This is a genomic window from Thalassobius sp. MITS945101 (genome assembly GCF_047123305.1).
Lineage (GTDB): Bacteria > Pseudomonadota > Alphaproteobacteria > Rhodobacterales > Rhodobacteraceae > Thalassobius.
Window position 1 is genome coordinate 2,204,631 of record NZ_CP138918.1, and the last position, 24,559, is coordinate 2,229,189.

A 24,559-nucleotide genomic window follows, 5' to 3' on the forward strand; every position below is an offset into this window, starting at 1 on the left:
TTCCTGCAAAACGATTGTTCATTCAGGGCGCTATCCGGTTTCTTGCGGCCCCAACCCAGGCCGCTGCCCAAGCCGCTTTCCGTGGGCCGTCCGCTCCGCCGAACACACGGAGGTGCCGGATGGAGCTGATCCAGCTGATCGTTGGGGGCATCGCCTCGGGCTGTGTTTATGGCCTTGTCGCGCTGGGGTTTGTGCTGATCTACAAAGCCAGCGAAGGCGTTAACTTTGCCCAAGGCGATATGATGATGCTGGGGGCCTTTGTGGCGCTGGGCATGGTCAATCAGGACTATTGGGCGCTGCCGTTTTTCCCCGGCATCCTGCTGGCCTGCGCGGCGATGGGCGGGGTCGGCTATGGCATCGACCGCTTTGTGGTGCGGCGCATCTTTGGCCAGCCGCAGTTTGCGCTGGTGATCCTAACCATTGCCCTGGGATTTGTGCTGCGGTTTGTGGCCGGATCGATCTGGGGCTTCACCCCCTTGGTGCTGGAAACGCCCTTTGCTGGCAAACATGTCAAACTTGGCGGGCTGGTGCTGGGCTATGAAGACATCCTCACCATTCTTGTGACCGCGGCGCTGACCCTTGGCCTGTGGCTGTTTTTCAGCCGGACCAAGCTGGGACTGGCCGCGCAGGCCGCCTCGCAGAACCAGATGGCCGCCTATATCGTGGGCGTACCGGTGCGGCGGATCAATTCGATGATCTGGGCGCTGTCCGGTGTGGTGGCGACCATTGCGGGGGTGCTTTATGCCTCCAAGGGGACAATCGATCCCAATATTGGCCTGCTGGGCATCAAAGCCTTTGCCGCCGCTGTGATCGGCGGTTTCGGCAGCCTGCCCGGTGCATTGATGGGCGGCCTGCTGATCGGCGTGGTCGAACCCATCGCAGCCCGCTACCTGCCGTCGGGCTTTAGCCAGATGAGCCCCTATATCCTGATGCTGATCGTGCTGACCACCCGCCCCGGCGGGCTGTTCGCACAGATCCACGCCAAGAAGGTCTGAACCATGCGGGCGGTGTTTAAAACAAGCTATGACAAGGACATCGACCTGCACCCCGACTGGTGGGAACGTGGCAAGATCGCTGTTCTACTGGGGCTGCTGGCGCTACTGCCGTTTCTGGTGGGCGAATACTATCTGGCCGAGGCCACAAACACGTTGATCTGGTCCCTTGCGGGGCTGGGGCTGATGCTGCTGGTGGGTCATTCCGGTCAGGTGTCTTTGGGCCATGCCGGATTTATGGCCATCGGGGCCTATGTCGATGCGGGGCTGATGAACGCGGGCGTGCCGTGGATCATCGCCTTTCCGCTGGCGGGTCTGGCGGCAGGGTGTTTCGGCGCGATTGTGGCCATTCCGGCGGTGCGTATGTCGGGGATCTATCTGGCGATTGCCACGCTGGCGCTGTTTGTCATCATCGAAGAGATGATCATCATTCTGGAACCTGTCACCGGCGGTGTGGGCGGCATCTTTGCGCCCTCAATCACGCTCTTTGGGATCGATTTTGACCGCTACGCCAGCCTCAACAATTTCTACTGGCTGGTGCTGGTCATCGTGGCGCTGACCACCTGGGCCTATGCCAATGTGCTGCGCAGTCCGACGGGCCGTAGCTTTCTGGCGGTGCGCGACAGTGAGGTTTCGGCGCGGGCGCTGGGCATCAATGTCACCCGCACCAAGGCGCTGGCCTTTGGTCTCTCCTGCGGGGTCACTGGCCTCGCCGGGGCATTGATGGGCCATTACATCAGCTTTTTTAACTACGAGCTGTTTTCGATCTTCATCTCAATCAACCTGCTGCTGGTGGTCACCATCGGCGGGCTGGGCTTTATCCAGGGTGCGTTTTTCGGCGCGATCCTGATCACCGCCGTGCCGCAGTTAATTGCCATCCTGCGCGATGGGCTGAACGCCACGGTGGGCATTGATCTGGGCGGGATACCGGGGCTGGATACGCTGATCTTCTCGGTCATTCTGGTGGGGTTCATCATCTATGAGCCGAACGGGCTTTATGGCCGCTGGCTGAAGTTCCGCGCCTATGTGCAGCTGTTCCCGCTGGCGCGACGCGACATGTTCCGCCGCCAGAAAACCTACCTCAAGACGGAGCGCAGCAAATGAGCCTTCTGGAGGTTACTGATCTGGCCGTGCATTTCGGTGGGGTGAAGGCGGTGGACGGGGTGTCCTTCGACGTGGAAGAGGGCGAGGTATTTTCGATCATCGGCCCCAACGGCGCGGGGAAATCGACGATCTTCAACCTGATCTCACGCTTCTATGAGCCGACCCGTGGAACCATCCGGTTTGATGGCGCTGAGCTGACGAAACTGTCGGCGCATGATGTGGCGGGTATGGGGATTGCGAGGACATTTCAGAACATTGAGCTGTTTGACCACTCCACGGTGCTGGACAACCTGCTGATGGGGCGGCATCGCCACCGCGCCACCAATTGGGTGCAGGATCTGCTGTTCCTGCCCAAGGTACGGGCCGAGGAACGGGCGCATCGCCAGAACGTCGAGGAGGTGATGGAGTTTCTGGAGCTGGAAGCCTACCGCGACAAGATGATTGCCGGGTTGCCCTATGGCGTGCGCAAAGTGGTGGAGATCGGCCGCGCGCTGGCGATGGGGCCGAAGATGATCCTGCTGGATGAGCCGGCTTCTGGCCTGTCGGTGGAGGAAAGTCAGGACGTTGCCTATTGGATCGAGGATATGCGCCGCGACATGGGGCTGAGCGTCTTGATGGTGGAACATGACATGCGGCTGGTGACGCAGGTCAGCGACCGGGTGCTGGCGGTGGCCAATGGCAAACCTCTGGCGCTGGGCACACCGGCGGAGGTGCAGAGCGACCCAACGGTGCAGGCCGCCTATCTGGGCACCGATGTTTCAGAGGGGGCGATGGCATGAACCTCTTGGAATTGCGCAACGTCGAGAGTTTTTACGGTGCTATCATGGCGCTGCGCGGGGTCTCCATCGATGTGACCGAGGGCGAGATTGTCACCATCCTTGGCGCCAATGGGGCGGGCAAGACAACGCTGATGAAAACCATCTCGGGGCTGATGGATGCCGAAAAGGGTACAATTGATTTCAACGGCCAGCGGTTGAACGGGATGGAGCCGGATAGGATCGTTGCCCAAGGTCTGGCCCATGTGCCGGAAGGCCGCGAGGTGTTCCCCTATCTGAGTGTGGAGGAAAACCTGCGCATGGGCGCCTATGCCCGCAAGGGCGGCGGCGTGGCCGAGGATATCGAGCTGGTCTACAGCTACTTCCCGATCCTGAAGGAACGACGGGCGCAATCGGCGGGGTTCCTATCGGGGGGGCAGCAGCAGATGCTGGCGATTGGGCGCGGGCTGATGGCGCGGCCCAAGCTGATGTTGCTGGATGAACCCAGCCTTGGCCTGTCGCCGCTGCTGACGCAGGAAATCTTTGCTATCATCAAACGCCTGAACGCCGAACAGGGCGTCACCATGCTGCTGGTGGAACAAAACGCCCATGTGGCACTGAACACGGCGCATAAGGGCTATGTGCTTGAAATGGGGCGCATTGTCATGGCCGACAGCTGCGCTGCGCTGAAGGCCTCGGACGATATTCAAGAGTTCTATCTGGGCAAACAGGAAGACAGCCAACGCGGCCAGAAACGGTGGAAGAGGCGCAAAACATGGCGGTGAGTGCGACACAGGATCCGATCACGGTGGAGGGCTGCAACACGGTTGTGGCGCTCTGGGCGCAACGCTGCGCGGCGCAGGGTGGTGAGATCGCCCACCGCGAAAAGACATTGGGCATCTGGCAGGCCTATAGTTGGCAGGACTATTTTGAGGGCGCGCGGGCGGTGGGTCTGGCGCTAGCGGCGCTGGGGTTTCAGCGCGGGGAAGTGGCGCAGATCCTCAGCGAAGACCGCCGCGAATGGCTCTATTGTGATCTGGGCATTGCCGCGATGGGCGGGATCCCCTCAGGTGTTTACACCACCGACAGCGCCAGCCAGCTGGCCTATCTGATGAACGATTCTGGGGCGCGGTTCCTGTTTCTGGAAAATGATGAACAGCTGGACAAGTTTCTGGAGGCGCGGGACGCCATCCCGCAGCTGGAAAAGGTCATTATCTTTGATCGCGATGGGCTGGCGGAGTTTTCCGACCCGCAGGTGATGTTCTGGGATGACTTCATCGCGCTGGGGCTGGAACAGGCCACGGCCCACCCCGACCGGTTCATGGCCGAGTTGGAACAGGTGCAGTCTGACGACCCGCGGATGCTGATCTATACCTCCGGCACCACCGGCCCGCCCAAAGGCGCGGTGATTACCCATCGCAACGTGCTGTTCCAGATGAACGCCAGCCGCGAAACATTGCGGTTTGAAGGTGGCGATGAGCTGTTGTGTTTTCTGCCACTGTGTCATGTGCTGGAGCGGCTAATTTCGGTGGAACTGCCTATTTTTGTGGGCTGCAAAGTGAATTTTGCCGAAAGCCCCGAAACCGTTTTTGACAACCTCCGCGAGGTGTCGCCGCATTCCTTCACCGGCGTGCCGCGGATCTGGGAGAAGATCTATTCCCGCATTTCCATCCTCCGCTCCGAGGCGGGCTGGCTGGGTGCGCGGGCCTTTGACTGGGCTTTGGCGGCGGGGATGAAACGGGTCGCGGCAGAGCAGGATGGCAGCGCTTACAGCGGCTTGGACCGGCTGAACCATGCGCTTGCCGACCTTTTGGTGCTGCGCAACCTGCGCGACCTGATTGGCCTGTCCCGCACCCGCCGTTGCGCCACAGGAGCGGCGCCGATCAGCCCCGAGTTGCTGCGCTGGTTCAGCGCCATTGGGGTGAACCTTTGCGAAGGGTTCGGGATGACGGAAACCTCCGGTGTGGCTTCGGTCAACACGTTGGAGGACAACCACATGGGCACCGTCGGCGCCCTGCTGCCGGGCCTGCAGGCGCGGATTGCCGAGGATGGCGAAGTGCAGCTGCACGGGCCTGCGATCTTTGGCGGTTACTGGAACAAACCGGAAAAGACGGCAGAGACCTTTACCGATGACGGCTGGCTGCGCACCGGAGATATGGGACGGCTGACCAATCAGGGGCGGCTGGTGATCACCGGGCGGCTGAAAGACATCATCATCACAGCAGGCGGCAAGAACGTCACCCCGGCCGAGATCGAGAGCCGGTTGAAATTTTCGCCCTATGTCTCGGATGCGGTGGTGATCGGGGATCGGCGCAAGTTCCTGACCTGCCTGATCATGATCGATCAGGAAAATGTCGAACGCTTTGCGCAGGACCGGCAGATCCCGTTTTCGGACTTTGCCTCACTCACCCGTGCGCCTGAGGTGTTGGATTTGATCGGGGCCTTGGTGAAAGAGGTGAACGCTGATTTTGCCCAGGTGGAACAGATCAAGGATTTCCGGCTAATCGATATTCTGCTGACTGCAGAGGACGAAGAGCTGACCCCGACGATGAAATTGAAGAGGAACCAGGTGAACCAGCGCCACGCGGCGCTGATTGACGACATGTATTAACCAACGACCGTGCGGCGGCAGGCTGTGTGGAGCGACAGGGAGGAAAGACCATGAAGACTTGGAAGTTACTGGCCAAAGCGGCGGCACTGGCGCTGGCGGCGACGGGCGCGCAGGCGGAAATGGGTGTCAGCGCCGATGAGATCAAGATCGGCGGGGCGCATGACCTCTCGGGGATTTTCGCCCCCTTCTCGGTGCCTGCGGTCAAGGCGGCAAACCTCTATTTTGATGAGGTCAATGCCGCAGGCGGCGTCCACGGGCGCAAGATCACCTACATCGTTGAGGATCACGGCTATCAGGTGCCCAAGGCGGTGCAGGCGGCCAACAAGCTGGTGAACCGCGATCAGGTTTTTGCCATGCTCCTGAACCTTGGTACGCCGCACAATCTGGCGATGTTCAAGCTGATGGGGCCAAAAGGCGTGCCCAATGTCAGCCCGCTGACCGCCGCGCGGCAGATGGTGGAACCGTTTGAACCGTGGAAGTTTGCCGGCACCTCCTCTTATTTCGATGGGGTGCAGGCCACCACGGAATATATGGCGGCAGAGCAGGGCTCGAAAACCTTCTGTCTGATGTATCTGCCCACCGATTTCGGGATCGAGATCAAAGAGGGGCTTCAGGCCGGGGCGGCGGCCTCGGGAACGGCGTATGGTGTTGAAACCAAACACAAACCGGATGAAACCGATTTCGCCGGTGCGCTGGGCAAGATCAAGGATGGCGGCTGTGACACCGTGGGCTTGGCGCTGGGTGTCAGCCAGACGATCAACGTGATCGCCACGGCCAACAAGCTGGGCATGAGCGACATGAAATTTGTGCTGTCATCGGCCGGTTTCCACACGGTTGTGGCCAAAGGTCTGGCGGCGCAGGGTGTCATGGGCGGCGTTTATGCGGGCGCGGGCTGGCAGGATCTGGAGGCCCGTCTGGCTACGCCGGAAGTGGGTGGCTGGGTGAAAGCCTATACCGAAGCCACCGGTGAGAAGTTCCCCGGCTCCGGCGCATTGCTGGGTCGGTCTGCGGCCGAGCTTTTGGTGCGCGGACTGGAAGCGGCTGGCCCGGACCTGACCCGCGACGGGTTCATCGCGGCGATGGAAGGGCTGGCGTTTCAGGACGTGATTTCCGGCTATCCGGTGGCGATGAGCGGGGACAACCACGTGGCAGGACGCAGCGTTTTTGTCTCGGTTGTGGAGAACGGGTCTTGGAAACTGATCCAGACCATCGAATGATCTGAGCCTGCGGGTTTGGTCGAGGAGGGCGGTCCGCGGGGCCGCCCTTTTGCGTGCGGCCTGAGGAATTGCGAGGGAGAGCACTCATGTTGCCACGTCTGATTTTTGAACCGGAACATCACCAGTTTCGCGACGCGGTGCGCCGCTGGGCCGAGGCCGAGGTCTTCCCGCATGGTGCGGCTTGGCGGGCGGCGGGATCGGTGTCGGCAGAGGTCTGGCGACAGGCGGGTGCGCAGGGGTTTCTATGCCCCTTTGCGGCAGAGGAGCACGGCGGGCTGGGGCTCGATGACATTCGCTACGACATGATCCTGACCGAAGAGTTGAACCCGCGGGAACCGGGGTTTTTCATCGCGCTGCACAACCGGATTGTCGGGCCGTACCTGCAGAAATTTGCCAGCCCCGCCCAACAGGCGCGGTTCCTGCCTGGCGTGGTCTCTGGCGAGACAATTCTGGCGATTGCCATGACCGAACCCGGCACCGGATCGGATCTGGCTGCAATCCGCACCCGGGCCGAGGATAAGGGCGATCACTGGCTGCTTAATGGATCTAAAACCTATATTTCCAACGGCTTGCTGGCGGGGCTGGTGGTGGTGGCAGCACGTACTGGTCCTGGGCATGAGATTGGCCTGTTTCTGGTTGAGGCGGGGATGGAAGGGTTCCGTCGCGGCCAGCCGTTGCAGAAGCTGGGGCTGAAATCGCAGGACACGGCGGAGCTGTTTTTTGACGATGTGAAAGTGCCCAAGACCCATGTGTTGGGGGATCCCGCCAAGGGGTTCAAGATGATGATGACCAATCTGGCCGAGGAGCGGCTGATCGGGGCGGCGGGTTTTGTGGCGCGGGCAGAGCGGGCCTTGGCGATCACATTGGACTATGTGCAGGAGCGCCGCGCCTTTGGGCAGGCGATTGGGATGTTCCAGAACACAAGGTTTCAACTGGCCAGCCTGCGCACCGAGGTGGATGCGGCGCAGGCGCTGGTGGATCAATGTGCGATGGCGCATCTGGGCGGGCAGCTGACCGCGGAACTGGCGGCAGAGGCGAAGCTGTTTTCGTCCGAGGTGGAGGGGCGCGTTGTGGATGGCTGTCTGCAGCTTTTTGGCGGTGCGGGCTATATGGAAGAGTATGAAATCTCTCGGCTTTATGCAGATGCGCGGATCAGCCGGATTTACGCAGGGACCTCGGAAATCATGCGCGAGATCATTGGGCGCGGCATGGGGCTGGACGGGCGGAACCGGAACTAGCGGGGCGCGCACAACTATAGGGTTGGTTGCTGTGTTAACGGTTTCTTAATAATAGAATCGTTGATCTGGTCAGCCCGCTGCCTCACACTATGTCGACAGGACGGGAGGAAACATGACGCGCCGGATTTATATCACGGGCGCGGCTGGAACCGGTGTCAGCAGCCTTGGGCGCGCACTTGCGCAGCGGCTGCACGTCTCACATGCCGATGTGGATGATGGCTATTGGTGCGAAGCCGTGCCGCCCTTTGTGACGAAACGCAGCAAAGACGATCGCCGCAATCTGCTGGCCCAACAAACGGGGGCAGGGGGCTGGGTTTTGAGCGGCTGCGTCGAAGGCTGGGGGGAGGATCTGATCGCTGAGGCGGACCTGATTGTGTTCCTGATGGTGCCAACGCCGATCCGGATGGACCGTTTGATGCGCCGCGAACGCGAAGACCACGGGCGCCGCATCCTGCCCGGCGGCGACATGTGTGTGGGCTACGAACGGCTGATCGCCTGGGCGGCGCAATATGATGATCCCGACTTCAAAGGCCGCAACATGTATCGGCAGGAGGCCTGGCTGGAGCGCCAGACCACACCGGTGTTGCGACTGGGCGGCACGCTGCCGATGATGCGGCTGGTTAATAAGGTGATGGACCACAAGGCCGTGCGCCGCACCTATGCGTGACGGCTGCGTAATCGGGCTTGACTGGGCTTGACTGGGCCTAGGCCGCGTCGGTCAGGAAATCCGCCGCCAGCCGCATGTCGCGTAGGGGGCGGACAATCTCGATCGAGCGTTGGTAGAGCGGGTCGGCTTTGAACGCGGCCATCTGGGCCTCATCTTCAAATTCGCCATAGACCACAAAATCGGGCATGTCGCCCTGCAGCTGATCGGTCTTGATGTTGCGGCCAATCTCAAAATGGCGCGCGTGCTGGGTCTGTTCCAACAGGCGCAGGCCTTCGTAGACGGTTTCGCGGTCTTTGGGATCACGGGCGGTGAAAAAGACGATGTGACGGATCATGGCGCGTTCCTTTGGGCCGTAATTGGCCTCCCTGCGGCAGATGTGGCAACGGGCGCGCGCGGGGTCAATCGGCAGTGTCAATCAACCCCTCTGTTTTTCCGACAGCCGCGTCAAAATGCGCCGAAGTGCGCGGTCTCAGCCCATCCGTTCCGAGGCATGGCTGCCCGGGCTGGCGGGGAAAACCACGGTTTTGTTGCCGTTCAGAAAAACCCGGTGGTGGATATGGGCGTGGATGGCGCGGGCCAGCACCTGGCTTTCGACGTCGCGGCCCAGGCTGACGTAATCCTCAGCGCTTTGGGCATGGGTGACGCGGATGATATCCTGTTCGATGATTGGCCCTTCATCAAGGTCGGCGGTGACGTAATGCGAGGTGGCCCCGATCAGTTTCACACCCCGCTGAAACGCCTGTTTGTAAGGATTCGCTCCTTTGAATGAAGGCAGGAACGAGTGGTGGATGTTGATGATGCGGCCGGACATTTTCTGACACATCTCATCCGAGAGCACCTGCATGTAGCGCGCCAGCACCACCAATTCGGCGCCGCTGTCCGCGATCACCGCCATCTGCGCCGCTTCGGCCTCTGGTTTGTTGGCTTTGGTGACCTTGATGTAGTGGAATGGGATGTCGTGGTTCACCACCAGTTTCTGGTAGTCCAGATGGTTGGAGATCACCGCAACGATGTCAATCGGCAGCGCACCAATACGCCAGCGGTATAGCAGATCGTTCAGGCAATGGCCAAAGCGTGAAACCATAAGAACGACCTTCATCTTCTCGGTCTCGTCATGGAAGGCAAAACGCATGTCAAACGGGGTGGCCACGGCGGCGAAGGCAGACTGCAGTTGGTCCAGTGTCGCCCCCTCTTCGCTGCGAAAGCTGACCCGCATGAAAAACGCGCCGGTCTCAGCATCATCAAACTGCGCGCTGTCGGTGAGGTTGCAGCCGTGATCGGCCAGGAAATTGGCAATGGCGGCGACCACCCCACGGGTGGAGGGGCAATGCACGGTGAGGGCGTAGGAGGTCATAGGCGCGTCCGTTTGCAGAAGGGTCGGGCCGCGATATTGGCGCAGCGCGGGGCCGCGTCCATTGCGGAAATGCGGGGCGAAGGCAGATTTGCGGGAACGGCGGGGCTGGCATCGGAACGAGATGTTCCGATGGTGGTCACAGCGATGTGGATCGGGGCGGGAGGGCGTTGCCCTCTTGGCCCCTTGGGGCCAATTCACCCAGGATATTGGGACCAAGAAGAAGGGCAGGAAGGCGGGAAAGTGATCTCCCCGGCCTGATCAGGCAGGCCAGGCCGAGGAGACCCCTAAATATGCACCCCAGAACGATGCAAGCACCCGGTTGCCCACGAGGCTAAGCGAGCCCAACATGTCCCCTCCTAGAGGTAGGAGAGTAAGACGGAGGGACCAAGCTGTGGTCCGTCTGCCCTGTGTGGCAACCTGTGCTGCAGAGATTTAAGCAAGCGCCGTGCCAAGGTTTGGGGGCGGGCAGATTTTTCTGCGGATTTTTGGATCAGTTGTTTTGTGGCGTCGCTGTGGCGGGGATTGTGTCGATGTCGAACTGCAGGAACAGCGGGGTTGGGACCGCCTGTTTTTTGCGTTTGGAGAGACTGATAGCGGCGCGGGTGGTCTGGCCGAAGCCGGCCTCATCCAGCAGACCGCGCAGGCCTTCGGCAGGGGCCGCGGGGGCGGCGCGGGTGCGGGTGACGGGGCTTTGTTCCAGGAAAGAGAGATCCTCGATCGTGGTTTGTTTGGCAGCGGGGGTGACGATCACAACCATTCGGTCGCGGCCAAAGCTTTCGTCGGTGACCAGCACGAAATCCTCTTGCAGTCGGTCGCCCGGTTGCAGGCGTCCATTGCCCATGAAGGTGATGGCGTAATCTGCACCAACGTAGAGGATGTTGAAATCCACTGGCTTGTCTGTCGGGTTGTGCAGGTTGAGGCCGATCACATCGTTGGGGATCATGCGGGGCACGGTGTGTTGGGCGGGTAGGACGCGGCTGGTCTCGATCACCTCTTCCAGATCCGGATCGAAACGGGCGGTGGTCAGCTGGGCTTCGACCTCTATGGTGGAGCCGGCGGTGGTGGCACCAAGGCGCATGAGGTTGGTGGCTTTGGCGATCTGGGCCAGGGTTTCGCTGAGCGCGTCGGCCAGTTCCAGTGCGGTTTTGTCCTGAGTGGAGATAGAGGGCTGACGTTGCAGGGCGTCTGCGCTGAGCGCGCTATTGGGCAGAAGCCAGAGCGCGTCGGGGCGGGCGCTGTCGGGCAGGTGCATCAGGCGGAGGTCGGCGTCCTCAGCCACGGCGACAAAGCGCAGGCGGGGGCCGAGCAGCCCGTCGCGTGTGATGATCGCGAGAGCGGCGTCCAGCGCATCGGCGGGGGCGCTGCCTGCGGCGGGGCGGGAGACGGTCAGCGTGAGGTCCAGCGGCTTGGCTGTCAGGCGCAGCACCGCGCCTTTGGGCAGTTCGGGGGGAGAAGAGGCGGCATTTTCCCCCTTGCCTGCGGTTTTCAGGGTCGCAACCGCCGAGAAGGCGGTGGATTTGCCGATCTCATAAGTGGCCAGAGCGCTGTCATCTGGATCGGCGGGGGAGGTCATCAGCAAAAGCTCGGTCCCCGGATGCAGCCCATGCAGCTGTCCGGCGCTCAGGCGCAGCTGGTCTTTCTGTGCGGTCACCGGCCATTGCAGCAATCTGGTGCCTGCGGCCTGTGCGCCAGCCGCGAAAACGGCGCGGTCGAGGTCGCCCTCGAACATCGGGGTGGAGCCTGCGAGATTGCCGCTGGCGTATTTGCGCAGCACCTCCTGGCCAAGCTGGCGGTAGGAAATGCCGGGGCGTTCAGCGAGGGTTTCAAACAGGGTGTAGGTGAACACGCCCTGAAGCTGCCGTTCCAGAGAGGAACGGGGCATGTTGCGTTCGGGGGTGGTTTCGTTGGTCTGTGCGGCAAAGAAGGCCACAAGTGAGCCGCTCTGCGCAGTGGTTTCGATCGGTGCGGGAGCAGGGTGGCGGGGATCGGTATTGGCATTGGGCAGCGTGCGGGATTGGGTTTCGGCGGCAGCGAGGGCCGCGTCCGGGATGCGCAGGGCTGCGCTGGGCAGCTGACGTTGGCGGATATCGTCCTGTACCGATGGCGCGGCGCGGGTGGCTGTGCCAGAGTGGCAGCTATCAAAGACCACCCAGACGTCCGCACCCTTGGCCCGCAACCCGTCCAGCATGGTGCCAATCTCATTGTCCAAGAGGGCGTTTTCCACGGTGCCGACAGTGTCATTCCACGGGCCGATATCGACGGGCAGGAACAGCTCGTCCAGCCCGTCCAGTTCAGACGCAGGATCCAGCGCCGGCGCTTGAGAGCCGTGGCCGGAGAAATGCAGGTAGACAAAATCCCCTTCGTCCACACGGGCGGTCAGGGTGGCCACCGCGTCACGGATGGCGGCAAGGGTGGGGGCCGTGTAGCCGTCCAGACCATCGGCCAGAACCAGCACGTTTTCCGGCGCAAAAGGCACCGGTGCGTGTTGGATCAGGTAGCTTTGCACCAGAGTGATGTCGTTCTTGGGGCCGCGCAGCCAGAACCGTTCTTCGAGATTGGGATAGGTTGAGGCGCCGATCAGCAGCGCATGGTTGTCGCGGGCAAGGGCGTGGCTGGAGGTGCCAAGCAGCACGACGGCGGCGGCGAGCAGACGGAACATGGCGGGCCCCTCAGTTGGTGATGAGCGTGTAGGCGCTGCCCCGGCTGGAACGGTTTTCCACCACAATGGTGAAACTGCCATCCGTGGCCGGACGCCAGCCGCAATAGGCGATGGCGCTTTTGTCGGTGTCGGCGCAGACCAGCCGGTTCTGGCTGTCCAGCACGGTGACGTTCAGGTCGGCTTCGCCGCTGCCTTCGACATAGACCTCGCCATAGTCGCCGCCCACATAGGGAAGTGGCGGGTAGGTATCCTGCCCTTTGGCGCGGATTGAGGTGATGGAATAGACCTGTCCGGTGGCGACACCTTTGCTGGCCTCATTGCGCACGTCGTCGATCAGGCTGAGGAGGACAATATCATCGCCGGCAAGACGGGTGGCGGTTTCCAGCATCTGCTGCCATGTGACCGGATCATCTGGAGCGTCCGCGCCGGTGAGGGCGACAGTCCGATCAGGGGTGCGTTCGGTTGCTGAAAGGTTCAGGGCGCGACGCAGTTTTGCGGCGGTGATAAGCAGCAGCGGGTCCTCGCTGCTGAGGCCGATCTGGAACAGCGCACCCGACAGGGCCGCCTGTTTGATTGGGCTTAGGTCGGTTGCATCCTCGGCCAATGTGCCGCTGGCGGGCAGGCAAAAACCGGTGCAGATCAATAGGGTCTTGAACAGAGTGTAATGAGAAAGGGGCATTGGGGCTCCTACCTGTTGGATCGCAATGGGGTATCATAATTCTCCTTGTTCTTGAGGCAGGATGATGGCGGCTGACCGCCAATTTCCAAAGCGTTTTTTGCAGCTCAACCTTTCATGACGGGACTTGTCATGTGATCTACGGCGCGGGCGCTGTTAGGGCAGAGGGGTCTTTCACAAGCAGCAGGAGCGCCCTTGATGCAGCGGATTTTGGCTTGGGGTTTTGTGGTGTTTTCACTGTGCTTGACCTTGGTGAACGGGCCGGTCAGGGCGGGATCTGAGGCCGGCGCCGCACCGGCGACAGGGTTGCAGGCCGCGTTGCGCGGGGTGGTCAGCGTCTACAGCGATGATCGGGAGGAACGGTTCCTCGGCTCGGCGGTGATCTGGGGCGATGGCCTTCTGGTGGTCAGCAACGCCCATGTGGTGGGCAACCGCAGCCGGGTTGAGTTGCGCCACGGTGGCGCTTGGGTGGTGGCGCAGGTGGTGCGGGTGGATGCGGCGCGGGACCTGGCGTTGTTGGCGCTGGAGGTGCCGGTGTTCGGCACAGGCTTGCCTCTTGGCAGGGCGCAGCTGATGCAAGAGGTCTATGCCATTGGTGCGCCGCTGGAGGTGGCGGGCAGCGTGAGCCGTGGCATTGTCTCGGCGCTGGACCGGCAGATTGAGGCGCATGTGCCGGTGGGCATGATCCAACATGATGCGGCGGTGAATCCGGGCAGTTCTGGCGGGGCCCTAGTGGATGCGGAGGGACGGCTCTTGGGGATCAACAGCCAGATCGCTGATGGGTCGCGTTTGTTTGTGGGGATCGCCTATGCCCTGCCGGTGGCACTGGTGGCGGCTTTTGTTGCAGGGCGCCTGCGCGCAGTGGTGACGCTGGGCCTGCAGGGGCGTGCGGTCAACCGTGCGGTGGCCGAGGCGCTGGGTCTGGTGCGCGGACGCGGGGTGCTGGTGGATGATGTGACGGCGGGTGGATTGGCGGCCGCGGCGGGGCTGCGACCGGGCGATGTGATCCTGTCGCTCGATGGGCAGATCATACGGGCGGTAGGCGATCTGGCCTACACTCTGGACCGGCGGCAGGCAGAGGTTCTGCGGGCTGAGGTCTGGCGGGCGGGTGCATTGATTGAGGTTGCGCTGGAATTGCGGGTGACACCGCCGCCTTTGCGGCTGGCCAGGGCTGAGGCGGGGGCGCGTGCCCGCGGGCTGTTGCGGGTCGAGGCTTATGACCTTGCGGGGCTGGGGGTTGCCCTTGTTGACGGCAGCACCGAGATTGCTGCGCTGACTCCAGCAAGCCCGGCCTATATGGCGGGGTTGAACGCGGGCGATCGGATCGTGGCGGTGAACGGGCAGCAGATCGGGGCGATGGCCCTGCGCCAGCTGACCCTGCGCAAGCCGGTGTTGCTACTGGTGCAGCGGGCGGATGGCAGCCACGTGCATATCCCGCTGGATCCCTGGCGCAATGGCACGCCGCTGCGGCCTCTGGGCGGTGCAAATATGCTTGACCCCGATGTGGTCAATTTCTGACAGTGGGAACAGGAGAAACTGATGCAACAGACGTCTGACAGCTCTGATAACACTGACAGGTCCGCCCGCCCACTTATCTTGATCGTGGAGGATGACCCCGATGCGGCACGCGCCTTTGAGGCGGCGGTCACCGAGCTTGGGGCGGACCCCGTGGTGATGCGCAACTTTGCCGATGGGGTAAAGGCGGCGGGGCTGGCGGATTTTGCTGTCATTATTATGGACCGGATGCTGCCCGGCGGCGACGGGGTTGAAGCGATTGCCAAACTGCGGGCGGCGGGGTCTACCGCCTTGGTGCTGGTGGTCAGCGCGCTGGGACGGGCCGCCAATAAGGTCGAAGGGTTGGAGAAGGGCGCGGATGATTATCTGGCGAAACCCTTTGACCCCGAAGAGCTGCGGGCGCGGTTGCGGGCGCTGTTGCGGCGCGCGGGGATGGTGAGCCTTGACAATGATGTGGTGGTGTTTGGCGATTTGCAGATCCGGATGAAAGCCCGCACCGTGCATATCGGCCAGGCGCATGTGGCGATTTCCCCAAAAGAATTCGAGCTGATCACCTATTTCGCCCGGAACGCCGGAGAGGTGGTGACGCGGATGCAGTTGTTGGAACATGTGTGGAAGCTGCATTTTGATCCGCAGACAAATGTGGTGGATGTCCATGTCGGCCGTTTGCGCCGCAAGCTGCAAGAGGTGGCGGGACGTCCGGTGATCCATACCGAACGCGGGGTGGGCTATGTGTTTGATCCGGTGCGGCCGGTTTCCGAGGCGGGCACAGTGTCTGAGGTGACCGGAGGCAGTTCGTGAGGGCAGGGTTTGCGCCACCGCCGCCGCGTCGCTCGGCCAGTTTGCGGATGACGCTGGGGCTGGCGGCGCTGTTGATTGCGGTGGCGGGGCTGGCGATGGCCCTGCAGTACCGGATGACCGCGCGGTCGTTGGAGGCAGAACAACGCGCCCTGTTGGCGGCGGATCTGGCAGCCTTTGAAGCGCTTTATGAACAACGCCGCATTCCGGCGCTAAGAGCGGCCATAGCCTACCGTGTGGAAGGCGGGGCGGGCGCGGCGCGGTATCTGTTGTTGGATCGGGGCGGCAATGTTTTGGCGGGCAATCTGGCGGTCTGGCCAGAGGGGATCTCGCCACAACTGGTGGACGCGCCATTTCAGGTGGCGGGTCAGGCGGTGAACCTGCCGGACGGGCGGTATCTGGTGTCGGCGGTGGAGTTGCCCGGTGGCTTTGCCCTGATGGTGGCGCGCAGTTCTGATGGGCGGCTGGAGACTTTGGCGGGGTTGCGGGCGCTGATCCTCTGGGTGCTGATGGGGTTGTCGGTTGTGTCCTTGCTGCTGGCGCGGCTGGTGGCAGCGCGGGTGCTGGGGCGGATTTCAGCGGTGAACACGGTGGCCGAGCAGGTGGCGACCGGCGATCTGACGGCGCGGGTTGCGGTGCAGGCGGGCGGCGATGAATTTGCCACGCTGGAGGCCCATGTGAACCATATGCTGGACCGGATCCTGCACCTCAATCAGGCCACCCATCGCCTGTCAGACAGCATCGCGCATGAGTTGCGCACGCCGCTTAATCGGGTGCAACAACAGCTGGCGGCCCTGCCCGCAGACACGGGCGAGGCGCAGGAGGCTTTGCGGCAGGCGGTGCGGGTCTTTGAGGCACTGTTGGACATTTCCGCCGCCGAGGCGGCCACGGGGGAACGGCCCGGGTTGCTGCCCCTGGACCTGTCCGCATTGGCGGCGGAGGTCTTTGACCTCTATGCCGCCTTGGGGGAGGACGAGGGCCTCTCGATGCAGGTGGAGATCACGCCGGCGCTGCAAATCCTTGGCGAACGCAGTTTGATGGCGCAGCTGTTGTCGAACCTGTTGGAAAACGCGATCAAATACTGCCACACCGGTGACAGTGTGACGCTGCGCCTTTGGGCGGCAGAGGATCAGGTGGTGTTGCGGATCAGCGACACCGGCCCCGGCCTGCCGAAGGATCTGCAGGGCAGGCTGTTTGACCGCTTTAGCCGAGGCGAGCGGGATCAGAGCATTTCAGGTCATGGTTTAGGACTGGCGCTGGTGCAGGCCATCGCTGCACGGCATGGCGCAAAGTTGAGCCTGCCGGACAGCGGGGACGGGCAGAATGTCGAGCAAAATAAAGGTTTTGCGATTCAGCTGAGCTGTCCTAAGCTGCCATAGCGGAAAGTTATCTCGCACCACTTGCACGCCACTTGCAAGACTTCGGGGGGACGATGAAGCACGTTATTTTTGCGACGACATTTCTGGCCCTTGCGGGCTGCGCCGTATTGAACAAACCGATTAACGCCCCTTTGGAGACGGGCGAAAACGCGGCGCTTGTGGCGCCGGCAGAGTTTGACGGCATCGCAGATGGTGAGACCTATGTTGGACTGGCGTTTTCGGGCGGCGGCATGCGGGCCTCGGCCTTTGCGCATGGGATGCTGGAGGCACTGCGCGACAGCTCTGCCAGTGATGCGGATCCCGACGGTATTCTGTCAGAGGTCCGGCTGGTTACCGGCGTGTCGGGCGGATCGGTCACGGCGGCTTACTTCGGTCTTTATGGCCCAAACGGGGTGAACCGTTACCGCGATCTTTTTCTGGTGAAAAACGCCGAACGCTATATGGCGAACAATGCTTTTAATCCGTTGACCATTGCGCGGGGGCTTTCTGGCGGGGCCAATGGGCGGCGTACGTTCGGGCGGTTTCTGGATGAAACGCTGTTTGACGGGGCGACCTTTGGGGATCTGAAGGCGCGGTCCGATATCAAGACTTGGATCAATGCGGCGGATGTGGCGAACCAGACCACCTTCCTGTTTACGCCGGAAACCTTTGATGCGCTCTGTTCGGACCTGGCACGTTATCCCTTGTCGGATGCGGTGGCGGCCTCGGCGGCGTTTCCCCTGGTGTTCGCGCCGGTGGTGGTCGAGGCCCATCAGGGCGGCTGTGACTACACGGAACCTGATTGGCTGACAGCGGCGCGCTACAACCCCGAAGCCAGCGCGGCGATGCGCGCCCATGCCAAAGCGTTGGAGGGCTACGCCGATCCGGATAAGGGGCGCTATGTGAAGCTGCTGGATGGCGGGATCACCGACAATTTTGGCACCACGGGGCTGGCGATTGAACGGGCGCGGGCCCGCAATGGTTTTGCGCCATTGTCCGCAGAAGAGGCGGTGCGGTTGAAGCGGTTCCTGTTCCTTGTGGCCGATGCGGGTGTGGAGAAAGACCCCAAGTGGCGGCAACGGCTGCGCGGTCCGGGTGGGGCCAATCTGGCGATGTCGATTGCGGGCAGCGCGATGGGGGCAGCGTCCCGCACGGGCTATGACGCGATGCGGTTGCAATTTGAGAAATGGGAAGAGGCGATTGTGGAGTTTCGCTGTTCCCTGCCACGGTCCGAGGTGCGGCGGTTGCGGGGCTCAACAGCGGGCTGGGATTGCCGCGATGTGAAGTTCTTCGTGGGGCTGGTTGGCTTTGACGGGTTGCCGCAGGAGATGCAGGCCGATCTGGATGAGATCCCGACGCGGTTGAAACTGAAGCTGGATCAGGTGGATCTGGCGATTGAGGCCGGGCGCATGGCCACCCGCGACAATCCCGAATTGCGCGGTTTTCTGGTGGCGGCAGGGCTGGACGGGGCGCGGCGGAAGGTGCCAGCGGGGGCGCGGTTGATCACGCCGGTAAGTCGCTAGATCAATCGTTCGGTCAGCTGTCGGGCGCGGCAATTGGGGCCGGTTAGGGCCAATAGGGATTGAATTGATGACAAGTGCCGTCACACAGACGGCAAGGATTGCAAGAAGGACAGGACCCCATAGGCTGAGGCATATGAGACATTTGCTGACATCGCTGAGTTTGCTTGTGGCCTGCCTGCCCGTGCCGGGGCACGCGGCGGATCGAGCGCTGCTGGTGGGGGTTTCGGACTACCTCTATCTGGATGCGGATCTGCGCGGACCTGCCAATGATGTGGGGTTGGTCGCTGAAACGCTCATTGCACGGGGCGTGGCGGCGGCGCAGATCACCGTGCTGGCCGCCGAAGGTGTCTCGCTGCCGGAGGGGGTGCAGCATGCTGGCCTGCCTGAGCGGCAGGCGATCCTTGAAGGGCTTGCAGGTCTGGGGCAGGGAGCGGGCGCTGGGGATCAGCTGTTTTTCTACTACTCGGGCCACGGGTCGCAAGCGCCGGATCAAAACGGCGATGAGGCGGGGGGCTACGATGAAATCCTGCTGCCAGCGGATGCAAAAGGCTGGCGGGGGGCGATCGGTCAGGTCGAAAACGCCATCATAGATGATGAGCTTGCGCCGTTGATGCAGGGGCTGCTCGACACCGGTGCCGAGGTTGTTGCCGTGATCGATGCCTGCCATTCGGCCACTGGATTTCGCGGTGGCGGCCAAGGGGTGGCGCGGTATGTCGCGCCGGAGGCCTTGGGGTTGCCGCTGACGTCAGAAGGCTCTGACAGCGCGGCGCATGGGGGGGCTGTGGCGGAGCCGCTGGTGGGGCAATACGCCTTTCTTTATTCCGCGCAGGCAGATCAGCGGGCGTTTGAATATCCCCTCGGGCCTGCGGATGATCCAGCCAGTTGGTATGGCGATTTCACCCGCTCCTTGATGGAGGTGCTGGCCGAGGCGCCGCGCTTGACCTGGGCGCAGGCGCTGCAAGCGGCGCAGGACCGGATGCGCGGCGACAGCCCCGCAGCACAAACCCCTGATGGCGAAGGCCCTTTGATGGCGGCTGCAGTGCTGGGCGAGGCCGCGCCGGTGACGCGGGTGCAGATCCTTGGCGGGACATTGCAGGCGGGGTTGCTGTCTGGCTGGAACATCGGTGCAGAAGTGGCGGTCTATTCCAGTTTGGAAGCGTCAACGCCTGTGTCGCTGGGCCGCGTGGGAGAGATATTCGCCAACACAGCAACGATTGAGGGCGCGGATGTGCCGCCTGAGGGTTACGCCGCGCTGCGCCGCCCCGGCCTGCCGCCCGCGGTTGGTTTTGCAACGCCGGTGGTGACGGATGCGGGCGCCTATGCGGTCTGGCAGGCGGCCTGGGAAGAGATCGCGGCGGCCGGTCTGCCCGGTTTGCAGTTTGCGGCCACAGCGCCGGATTGGGTGCCCTATTTTCAGGACGGTGGCGTGGTGCTGGCCGGGGCAGACGGGGTGCTTGATACAGCCCGTGCGCCGCGGCTCACGGAGGTGTCAGAGCTGCTGGCACTGATTGAGGCAAGCGCACGTGCGGTGCGTATGCGACGGGCCTTGGCGCTGGCAGAACGTCAAAGCGCCACAGGATTTGCCTTGCCCGGTGTGGGCGGCTTGAAAGTCACGCTGGGCCGCGCAGCTGGCGCAGTGGATGCGCAGGGCGGTTGTGACTTGCAGGCGGCGGATCTGGTTGCCGTGACAGCGCCGGTTGCAGCGCAGCATTGCGACCAGCTGTGGCTGAGCCTGTCAAACGGGTCAAAAACGGCGCGGGATGTGACCGTGCTCTACCTTGATCGGGATCTGGGATTAACGGCGATCTGGCCGGAACCGGGGCTCAGCAATCGGGTGCTTTTTGGCGAGGTGCAGGAGGTCGGGATGTTGGTGCAAAATTCCACCAGACAACTGGGCTGGGAAGAGATCATTGTGCTGTCCATGCCCGCGCAAGAAGGTACCCCCCGTGTGGTGCTGACCGGCCTTGCGGATCCGGCGCAGACCCGCGCGATGGGGCAGGACAGCGCCTTGGGCAACTGGCTGGGCGCCGCAATTGAGCCAGGGGCGGGCGCGCGCAACTTTACCTTTGGTGGGCCAAAACTGCCGGCGCTGAAAGTGCATCGGTTCCGGGTGGATTTAAGGGCGGATTAAGCTGCATGCCGTGGCTGGAGCGCGGCCAAAAACAAACAGCAAGACAGGTAACAAGACAGACGAAAGCGAATTCCAACAAGACAACAGACAAGACGAGAGAAAGGACAAGACATGGTGAAGGTGATTTTTGGCGCTCTGCTGGCAGGGTCAACGGTGGCGATGGCAGCGGGGGCTTTGGCTCAGACAATGGCGTTGCCTGCGCCGGATCCCACGGTGGCCTCGCCCTTTGGGTTTGCCGAAAGCCAGAAAAAGGCCGAACGCGAGGCGATGGCCGCCAAAGATGACAGCGGGTCGCGAGTCATTGGCGGCGAGATCGCCGCCGATGGGGCCTGGCCCTGGCAGGTGGGGTTGATGATCGCGGGTCAGCCGCTCTCGCCCAATGCCCATTTCTGTGGTGGCTCTCTGGTGCTGGATCAATGGGTGCTGACGGCCGCGCATTGCATCAACCATCAGGACAAGGACGGCAGCTACTTTGACCTGCATCCCAGTCAGCTGTCGATCCTGGTTGGCACCAATGAGATTGCGCCGGGCAAAGGGGACAACGTGCCGGTGACTGGCGTCTTTCGCTATCCCAATTACAATCCAAACGGCTGGGACGGGGATATTGCCCTGCTGAAACTGGCGCGGCGTCCGAACGTGCCTTACCAGACCATCACTGTGCCAGACGCGCAGTTTGGCGACATTTTGGATCAGGCCGGTGTGCCGACTGTGGTGACCGGCTGGGGGCTGGTGACGGGGGGCGATCATCCCGCCGATATGTATCAGGCTGAGATCCAGATGATGGGGCGCGAGATGTGCAACGGTGCCATCATGGAAGCCCGCGCCGAAGCGGCGGTGCCGGGGTTTGCCCAGGCGGCAGGGACTTTTGGTCTGAACCAGGAGGGCGCACAGGAAGCCTGGGCCGAGCTGGTGAAACGGGCGCCCTTGCCCTTGACCGAGAACATGATCTGCTCAGGATCATTTGAGGGCGGCCGCACCTCTTGTCAGGGGGACAGCGGCGGGCCTTTGGTGGTGCCTTTGGATGACGGCAGCTATGTGCAGGCCGGTGTGGTCAGCTGGGGGTTGTCGGCGGGGCCGAATAAAACCTGTGATGAGAATGCGATCTTCTCGGCCTATACGAAGGTGTCGAACTTCCTGCCCTGGCTGGAACAGACGATCAACGCAAACTGATGGCCGCGGGGCGGCATAAGCCAGCTTGTCTTGCTGGGCGATTTGCCAGCGGACTTGCCGGGCGACTTGCCGGGCGATTTACGAGGATGCTGGCCTTTGGCTTGGGTCTTTCTGTCGTCCCGCAGTCTGCGTTCATGTCGGCCCCAATGACCGCAATCGCGCAGGAGGTCGGGGGCACGAAGACCGCGATGCCTGCGGAGGCGCCAAGCGAGGCGGATATCCTCGGCTGGGCGGATGCGGGTTATGCGGCGGCAGAGGCAGGGGATTGGGACCAGGCCTATGCGCTGCTGGCGCGGGCCAATGATGCCACCTACGGCGCTGAGCATTATTCCACATTGGTGCATCACTATCCCAATCTGGCCTTTGCGCGGTACTACTACCTGCGCGAGGAATGGGACGATCTGGCGCGGTTTGCAACCTCGGTCGCCTCGGCGTTGGATGCGCCGGAACACGTCAGCCACCCCTACCGGATCGAGGCCTCCACCCTTGCTGCCATCGCGCTTTATGAGCAGGGGCATCGCAGCGAGGCTGAGGTGCAGCTGCGCCGCGCGTTGGTGGACAGCGCTAACCGGCAGGACACCTATGACAGCGGCCAGCTGGCGTTTTACTATCTGGCGCTGGTGGCAACCCAATTGGACAGCGCGGATGCAGGTGAACTCCTGTCGCGCTTCTTTGACAGCTGGAACCCAGAGGGGCCGGTGACCAACCAACAGGCGGTGCATCTGGTCTACTTCAATCTGGATCTGCAACGGCGCAAGGGCATCTCGGCGGAGGCCCTGCTGCCGGAGTCTGAGGAACTGCTTAACCTGTCAGAGAGGTTGGAGGGGGTGAATGATCTTCACAAATCCCATTACCGAGGCCATCACGCGCTGCTGTTGAGCAATGCCGGACGTCACGCCGAGGCGTTGCCGATCCTGCGTGAACGGCATGTGTTTTTGCAAGGACGGGACAAGTTCGACAACGACTATTACGCCAATGCGTTGCGGCTGGCGGGGGCGCTTTCGCATGAGGAGGGGCTGGAGGCCGCCTATGCCCAATTGCAGCAGGATCTGACGCTGGGGCGGGCCAAGGGCATTGGCGACGCGGCGGTGGCGGGGCTGCTTTACAACATGGGGCGGGCAAAGAACTACCTAGGAGAGGACATGCTGTCGCAGCAACATCTGCGCGATGCCTATCAGGAAGCCCGTAAAAGCCTACGGGAGAACGACAGTTTTGTGCAGCGCATCCGGCGCGAGATCCGGCTGGAAGATCCCGGGATGGAGGGTTTTGCCTTTGCGGTTGAGCTGGGCGCGCTGGATCAGGTGGACTTTGTGCTGAACGCGGACGGGTCGGACGTGTTGCGGCTGTTTTTTGAGGGGCATCATGCGGCGATCGGGCCTTTGTTGGATCGGGCAGCCCTGCGCAATGGGGCGGACCCGTCGGCGGTGGCGCTGAACCGTGCGCTTTATGCGGCTTTCACCGGACGGGTCGATCAGGTGGTGGAGGCGGTTGATCAGGGGCGCGCGGCGGTGGGCGGGGCCGTGGCTCCGGATGCAGCGTTGTTTCAGGTGGCGGAGCTGATTGCGCGGGTCTGGGGGTCGGCGGATGATCCCGACAGTGCGGAATTGCCCCTGCTGAACCTGCGTGGACGGCTGGAAGATCTGCCCCCTGATCAGGCCAGCGCGGTGGCTGCGCTTTGGGCGTTTCGCCACTCCCAGGCGGGGCAACAGGTGCAGACCCGACTGGCGTTGCGCAACTGGTTCAAACGGTATGAGGCCCGTGATCCGGCGCGGGCGCTGACGGTCTGGGATTTCTATGCGGCTGGCATTGCACTGGAAATGGTGTTTGCCGACGGGCGCCCCGAAAAGGGCGAACAGCTTTATGCGGAGACATTGGTGGCGCTGGAGGCTTATCCCGATCTGCATTTGGCCAAGGACTACGTGCAGCTGGCCTATCTGCTGAACGCGCCGAATGCTTTGTTTGATGACGACGCTCTGGCGCAGCTGGGGCGGCTGATCCTGTCGATCTCGGAGAAAGTGCCCGAGGACAGTTCGATGGTGGCAGCAGCGCAGTTTTCCATGGGCAACGCGCTGGGCTGGCGGGGCCAGCATGAAGAGGCGTTGGAATGGATGCGGCGGGCCACCAAATCCTGGCGCAAACATCCCAACCATCGCCGTGATACGCTGGCGTTTCTGATGGCGGCGCAGGTGGATTTGCTGTTGTGGATGGGGCGCAATGCCGAAGCGGCGGGGCTGGCACGCGAAGCCTATGACATCATCAATGTGCGCCGTCACCGCCCTGATCTGGCGGCAGGTGTGATCGTGACCTATGCCAATGCGATCTGGTCTCGTTCCGAAAATCCGCAGCGCGGGGTGGATATCCTGGAGCCGCATCTGGCCGATGCGGTTTTCATGGAGGCGCTGAGCCCTGCGGATCAGATCAAGCTGTTGACGCAGCAGGCGATGATGGCGGGCAATGCGGGGGACCAAGACCTGTCCAACCAGTTGTTTGCCGAGGCCCTAGCCGCAATCCCCGAGGACGAGAGCGATTGGCGCGCGACGCGGTCACGGATCCAGTTGAACCATGCGATTGACCTCTATCGCGGTGGCGAATTGGCGGGGGCCTATCAGCAGATGACGCAATCCAATGTGGTGTATCACGACTGGCGCAATGACATCATGACCGGTGAGGGCGGGGCACAGATTGATGCGGCCAACCTGCGGGCGCGGGCGGAGTGGGCGGCGCTGATCGGCTGGGACTATGCGCAGAGCCTGCCGGAGTGAGTGGAAAAACGACGGCTGCTAGGAAAGGC

At 62.4% G+C, this 24,559-nt stretch carries 19 protein-coding genes; 15 read left to right on the top strand and 4 right to left on the bottom strand.

Translation table 11 applies throughout. The annotated features are described in order from the left end of the window. The first annotated feature begins 119 nt into the window (after positions 1-119). The 8 genes from SIC14_RS11100 to SIC14_RS11135 all read left to right on the top strand — a co-directional run bounded on the left by SIC14_RS11100 (position 120) and on the right by SIC14_RS11135 (position 8,584). A complete protein-coding gene (locus tag SIC14_RS11100; protein WP_412562000.1) occupies positions 120-995 on the top strand; it encodes a branched-chain amino acid ABC transporter permease in 876 nt (291 codons plus the stop codon). Between the two features lie 3 nt (positions 996-998). Beyond that, entirely contained in the window at positions 999-2,096 is a 1,098-nt protein-coding gene (locus SIC14_RS11105; RefSeq protein ID WP_412562001.1) for a branched-chain amino acid ABC transporter permease, read from the top strand. After that, positions 2,093-2,875 carry an ABC transporter ATP-binding protein gene (locus SIC14_RS11110; RefSeq protein WP_412562002.1) on the top strand — a complete coding sequence of 261 codons (783 nt, stop codon included), beginning with the start codon at positions 2,093-2,095 and terminating at the stop codon, positions 2,873-2,875. The genes SIC14_RS11105 and SIC14_RS11110 overlap by 4 nt, the downstream gene beginning before the upstream one ends. Continuing rightward, on the top strand, positions 2,872-3,636 hold the full coding sequence (locus SIC14_RS11115) for an ABC transporter ATP-binding protein (protein WP_412562003.1): 765 nt from the start codon (positions 2,872-2,874) through the stop codon (positions 3,634-3,636). The genes SIC14_RS11110 and SIC14_RS11115 overlap by 4 nt, the downstream gene beginning before the upstream one ends. Continuing rightward, complete coding sequence (locus tag SIC14_RS11120) at positions 3,627-5,462, top strand: AMP-dependent synthetase/ligase (RefSeq protein ID WP_412562004.1); 1,836 nt, start codon at positions 3,627-3,629, stop codon at positions 5,460-5,462. The genes SIC14_RS11115 and SIC14_RS11120 overlap by 10 nt, the downstream gene beginning before the upstream one ends. A 50-nt stretch (positions 5,463-5,512) precedes the next feature. After that, positions 5,513-6,679: an ABC transporter substrate-binding protein gene (locus SIC14_RS11125; RefSeq protein WP_412562005.1), complete on the top strand. Its 1,167-nt coding sequence runs from the start codon at positions 5,513-5,515 to the stop codon at positions 6,677-6,679. Between the two features lie 86 nt (positions 6,680-6,765). Beyond that, complete coding sequence (locus tag SIC14_RS11130; protein WP_412562006.1) at positions 6,766-7,917, top strand: acyl-CoA dehydrogenase family protein; 1,152 nt, start codon at positions 6,766-6,768, stop codon at positions 7,915-7,917. Positions 7,918-8,029: 112 nt separating this feature from the next. After that, positions 8,030-8,584 (top strand): AAA family ATPase, encoded by a 555-nt coding sequence (locus SIC14_RS11135; protein WP_412562007.1) that lies wholly within the window; start codon positions 8,030-8,032, stop codon positions 8,582-8,584. A gap of 37 nt (positions 8,585-8,621) precedes the next feature. On the opposite strand, the gene SIC14_RS11140 is transcribed toward SIC14_RS11135, so the two are convergent. From SIC14_RS11140 to SIC14_RS11155, 4 genes are all read right to left on the bottom strand, one after another. Then, positions 8,622-8,918: a Dabb family protein gene (locus SIC14_RS11140; RefSeq protein ID WP_412562008.1), complete on the bottom strand. Its 297-nt coding sequence runs from the start codon at positions 8,916-8,918 to the stop codon at positions 8,622-8,624. A 135-nt stretch (positions 8,919-9,053) separates the two neighbouring features. Then, positions 9,054-9,938, bottom strand: coding sequence for a formyltetrahydrofolate deformylase (gene purU / locus SIC14_RS11145; RefSeq protein WP_412562009.1), 885 nt, complete (start codon positions 9,936-9,938; stop codon positions 9,054-9,056). Positions 9,939-10,428: 490 nt separating this feature from the next. Next, entirely contained in the window at positions 10,429-12,597 is a 2,169-nt protein-coding gene (locus SIC14_RS11150; protein WP_412562010.1) for a caspase family protein, read from the bottom strand. Between the two features lie 10 nt (positions 12,598-12,607). Then, positions 12,608-13,276 carry a hypothetical protein gene (locus SIC14_RS11155; RefSeq protein WP_412562011.1) on the bottom strand — a complete coding sequence of 223 codons (669 nt, stop codon included), beginning with the start codon at positions 13,274-13,276 and terminating at the stop codon, positions 12,608-12,610. 195 nt (positions 13,277-13,471) lie between these two features. Here SIC14_RS11155 and SIC14_RS11160 point away from each other — a divergent pair, with 195 nt between their 5' ends. The 7 genes from SIC14_RS11160 to SIC14_RS11190 all read left to right on the top strand — a co-directional run bounded on the left by SIC14_RS11160 (position 13,472) and on the right by SIC14_RS11190 (position 24,530). Continuing rightward, entirely contained in the window at positions 13,472-14,791 is a 1,320-nt protein-coding gene (locus SIC14_RS11160; protein ID WP_412562012.1) for a trypsin-like peptidase domain-containing protein, read from the top strand. Between the two features lie 21 nt (positions 14,792-14,812). After that, a complete protein-coding gene (locus SIC14_RS11165; RefSeq protein WP_412562013.1) occupies positions 14,813-15,589 on the top strand; it encodes a response regulator transcription factor in 777 nt (258 codons plus the stop codon). Beyond that, positions 15,586-16,965, top strand: a complete 1,380-nt coding sequence (locus SIC14_RS11170; RefSeq protein ID WP_412562014.1) for a sensor histidine kinase — start codon at positions 15,586-15,588, stop codon at positions 16,963-16,965. The genes SIC14_RS11165 and SIC14_RS11170 overlap by 4 nt, the downstream gene beginning before the upstream one ends. Positions 16,966-17,018: 53 nt before the next feature. After that, entirely contained in the window at positions 17,019-18,467 is a 1,449-nt protein-coding gene (locus tag SIC14_RS11175) for a patatin-like phospholipase family protein (RefSeq protein WP_412562015.1), read from the top strand. A gap of 133 nt (positions 18,468-18,600) precedes the next feature. After that, complete coding sequence (locus tag SIC14_RS11180; RefSeq protein WP_412562016.1) at positions 18,601-20,598, top strand: caspase family protein; 1,998 nt, start codon at positions 18,601-18,603, stop codon at positions 20,596-20,598. Between the two features lie 111 nt (positions 20,599-20,709). Continuing rightward, a complete protein-coding gene (locus SIC14_RS11185; protein WP_412562017.1) occupies positions 20,710-21,768 on the top strand; it encodes a serine protease in 1,059 nt (352 codons plus the stop codon). Positions 21,769-21,914: 146 nt separating this feature from the next. Continuing rightward, positions 21,915-24,530 (top strand): hypothetical protein, encoded by a 2,616-nt coding sequence (locus SIC14_RS11190; protein ID WP_412562018.1) that lies wholly within the window; start codon positions 21,915-21,917, stop codon positions 24,528-24,530. Positions 24,531-24,559 lie beyond the last annotated feature (29 nt).

Excerpts from the sequence above, each read along its gene's own strand:
- SIC14_RS11100 (WP_412562000.1), top strand. The coding sequence starts at position 120 with ATGGAGCTGATCCAGCTGATCGTTGGGGGCATCGCCTCGGGCTGTGTT.
- SIC14_RS11105 (WP_412562001.1), top strand. The coding sequence starts at position 999 with ATGCGGGCGGTGTTTAAAACAAGCTATGACAAGGACATCGACCTGCAC.
- SIC14_RS11110 (WP_412562002.1), top strand. The coding sequence starts at position 2,093 with ATGAGCCTTCTGGAGGTTACTGATCTGGCCGTGCATTTCGGTGGGGTG.
- SIC14_RS11115 (WP_412562003.1), top strand. The coding sequence starts at position 2,872 with ATGAACCTCTTGGAATTGCGCAACGTCGAGAGTTTTTACGGTGCTATC.
- SIC14_RS11120 (WP_412562004.1), top strand. The coding sequence starts at position 3,627 with ATGGCGGTGAGTGCGACACAGGATCCGATCACGGTGGAGGGCTGCAAC.
- SIC14_RS11125 (WP_412562005.1), top strand. The coding sequence starts at position 5,513 with ATGAAGACTTGGAAGTTACTGGCCAAAGCGGCGGCACTGGCGCTGGCG.
- SIC14_RS11130 (WP_412562006.1), top strand. The coding sequence starts at position 6,766 with ATGTTGCCACGTCTGATTTTTGAACCGGAACATCACCAGTTTCGCGAC.
- SIC14_RS11135 (WP_412562007.1), top strand. The coding sequence starts at position 8,030 with ATGACGCGCCGGATTTATATCACGGGCGCGGCTGGAACCGGTGTCAGC.
- SIC14_RS11140 (WP_412562008.1), bottom strand. The coding sequence starts at position 8,918 with ATGATCCGTCACATCGTCTTTTTCACCGCCCGTGATCCCAAAGACCGC.
- purU (WP_412562009.1), bottom strand. The coding sequence starts at position 9,938 with ATGACCTCCTACGCCCTCACCGTGCATTGCCCCTCCACCCGTGGGGTG.
- SIC14_RS11150 (WP_412562010.1), bottom strand. The coding sequence starts at position 12,597 with ATGTTCCGTCTGCTCGCCGCCGCCGTCGTGCTGCTTGGCACCTCCAGC.
- SIC14_RS11155 (WP_412562011.1), bottom strand. The coding sequence starts at position 13,276 with ATGCCCCTTTCTCATTACACTCTGTTCAAGACCCTATTGATCTGCACC.
- SIC14_RS11160 (WP_412562012.1), top strand. The coding sequence starts at position 13,472 with ATGCAGCGGATTTTGGCTTGGGGTTTTGTGGTGTTTTCACTGTGCTTG.
- SIC14_RS11165 (WP_412562013.1), top strand. The coding sequence starts at position 14,813 with ATGCAACAGACGTCTGACAGCTCTGATAACACTGACAGGTCCGCCCGC.
- SIC14_RS11175 (WP_412562015.1), top strand. The coding sequence starts at position 17,019 with ATGAAGCACGTTATTTTTGCGACGACATTTCTGGCCCTTGCGGGCTGC.
- SIC14_RS11180 (WP_412562016.1), top strand. The coding sequence starts at position 18,601 with ATGAGACATTTGCTGACATCGCTGAGTTTGCTTGTGGCCTGCCTGCCC.
- SIC14_RS11185 (WP_412562017.1), top strand. The coding sequence starts at position 20,710 with ATGGTGAAGGTGATTTTTGGCGCTCTGCTGGCAGGGTCAACGGTGGCG.
- SIC14_RS11190 (WP_412562018.1), top strand. The coding sequence starts at position 21,915 with ATGACCGCAATCGCGCAGGAGGTCGGGGGCACGAAGACCGCGATGCCT.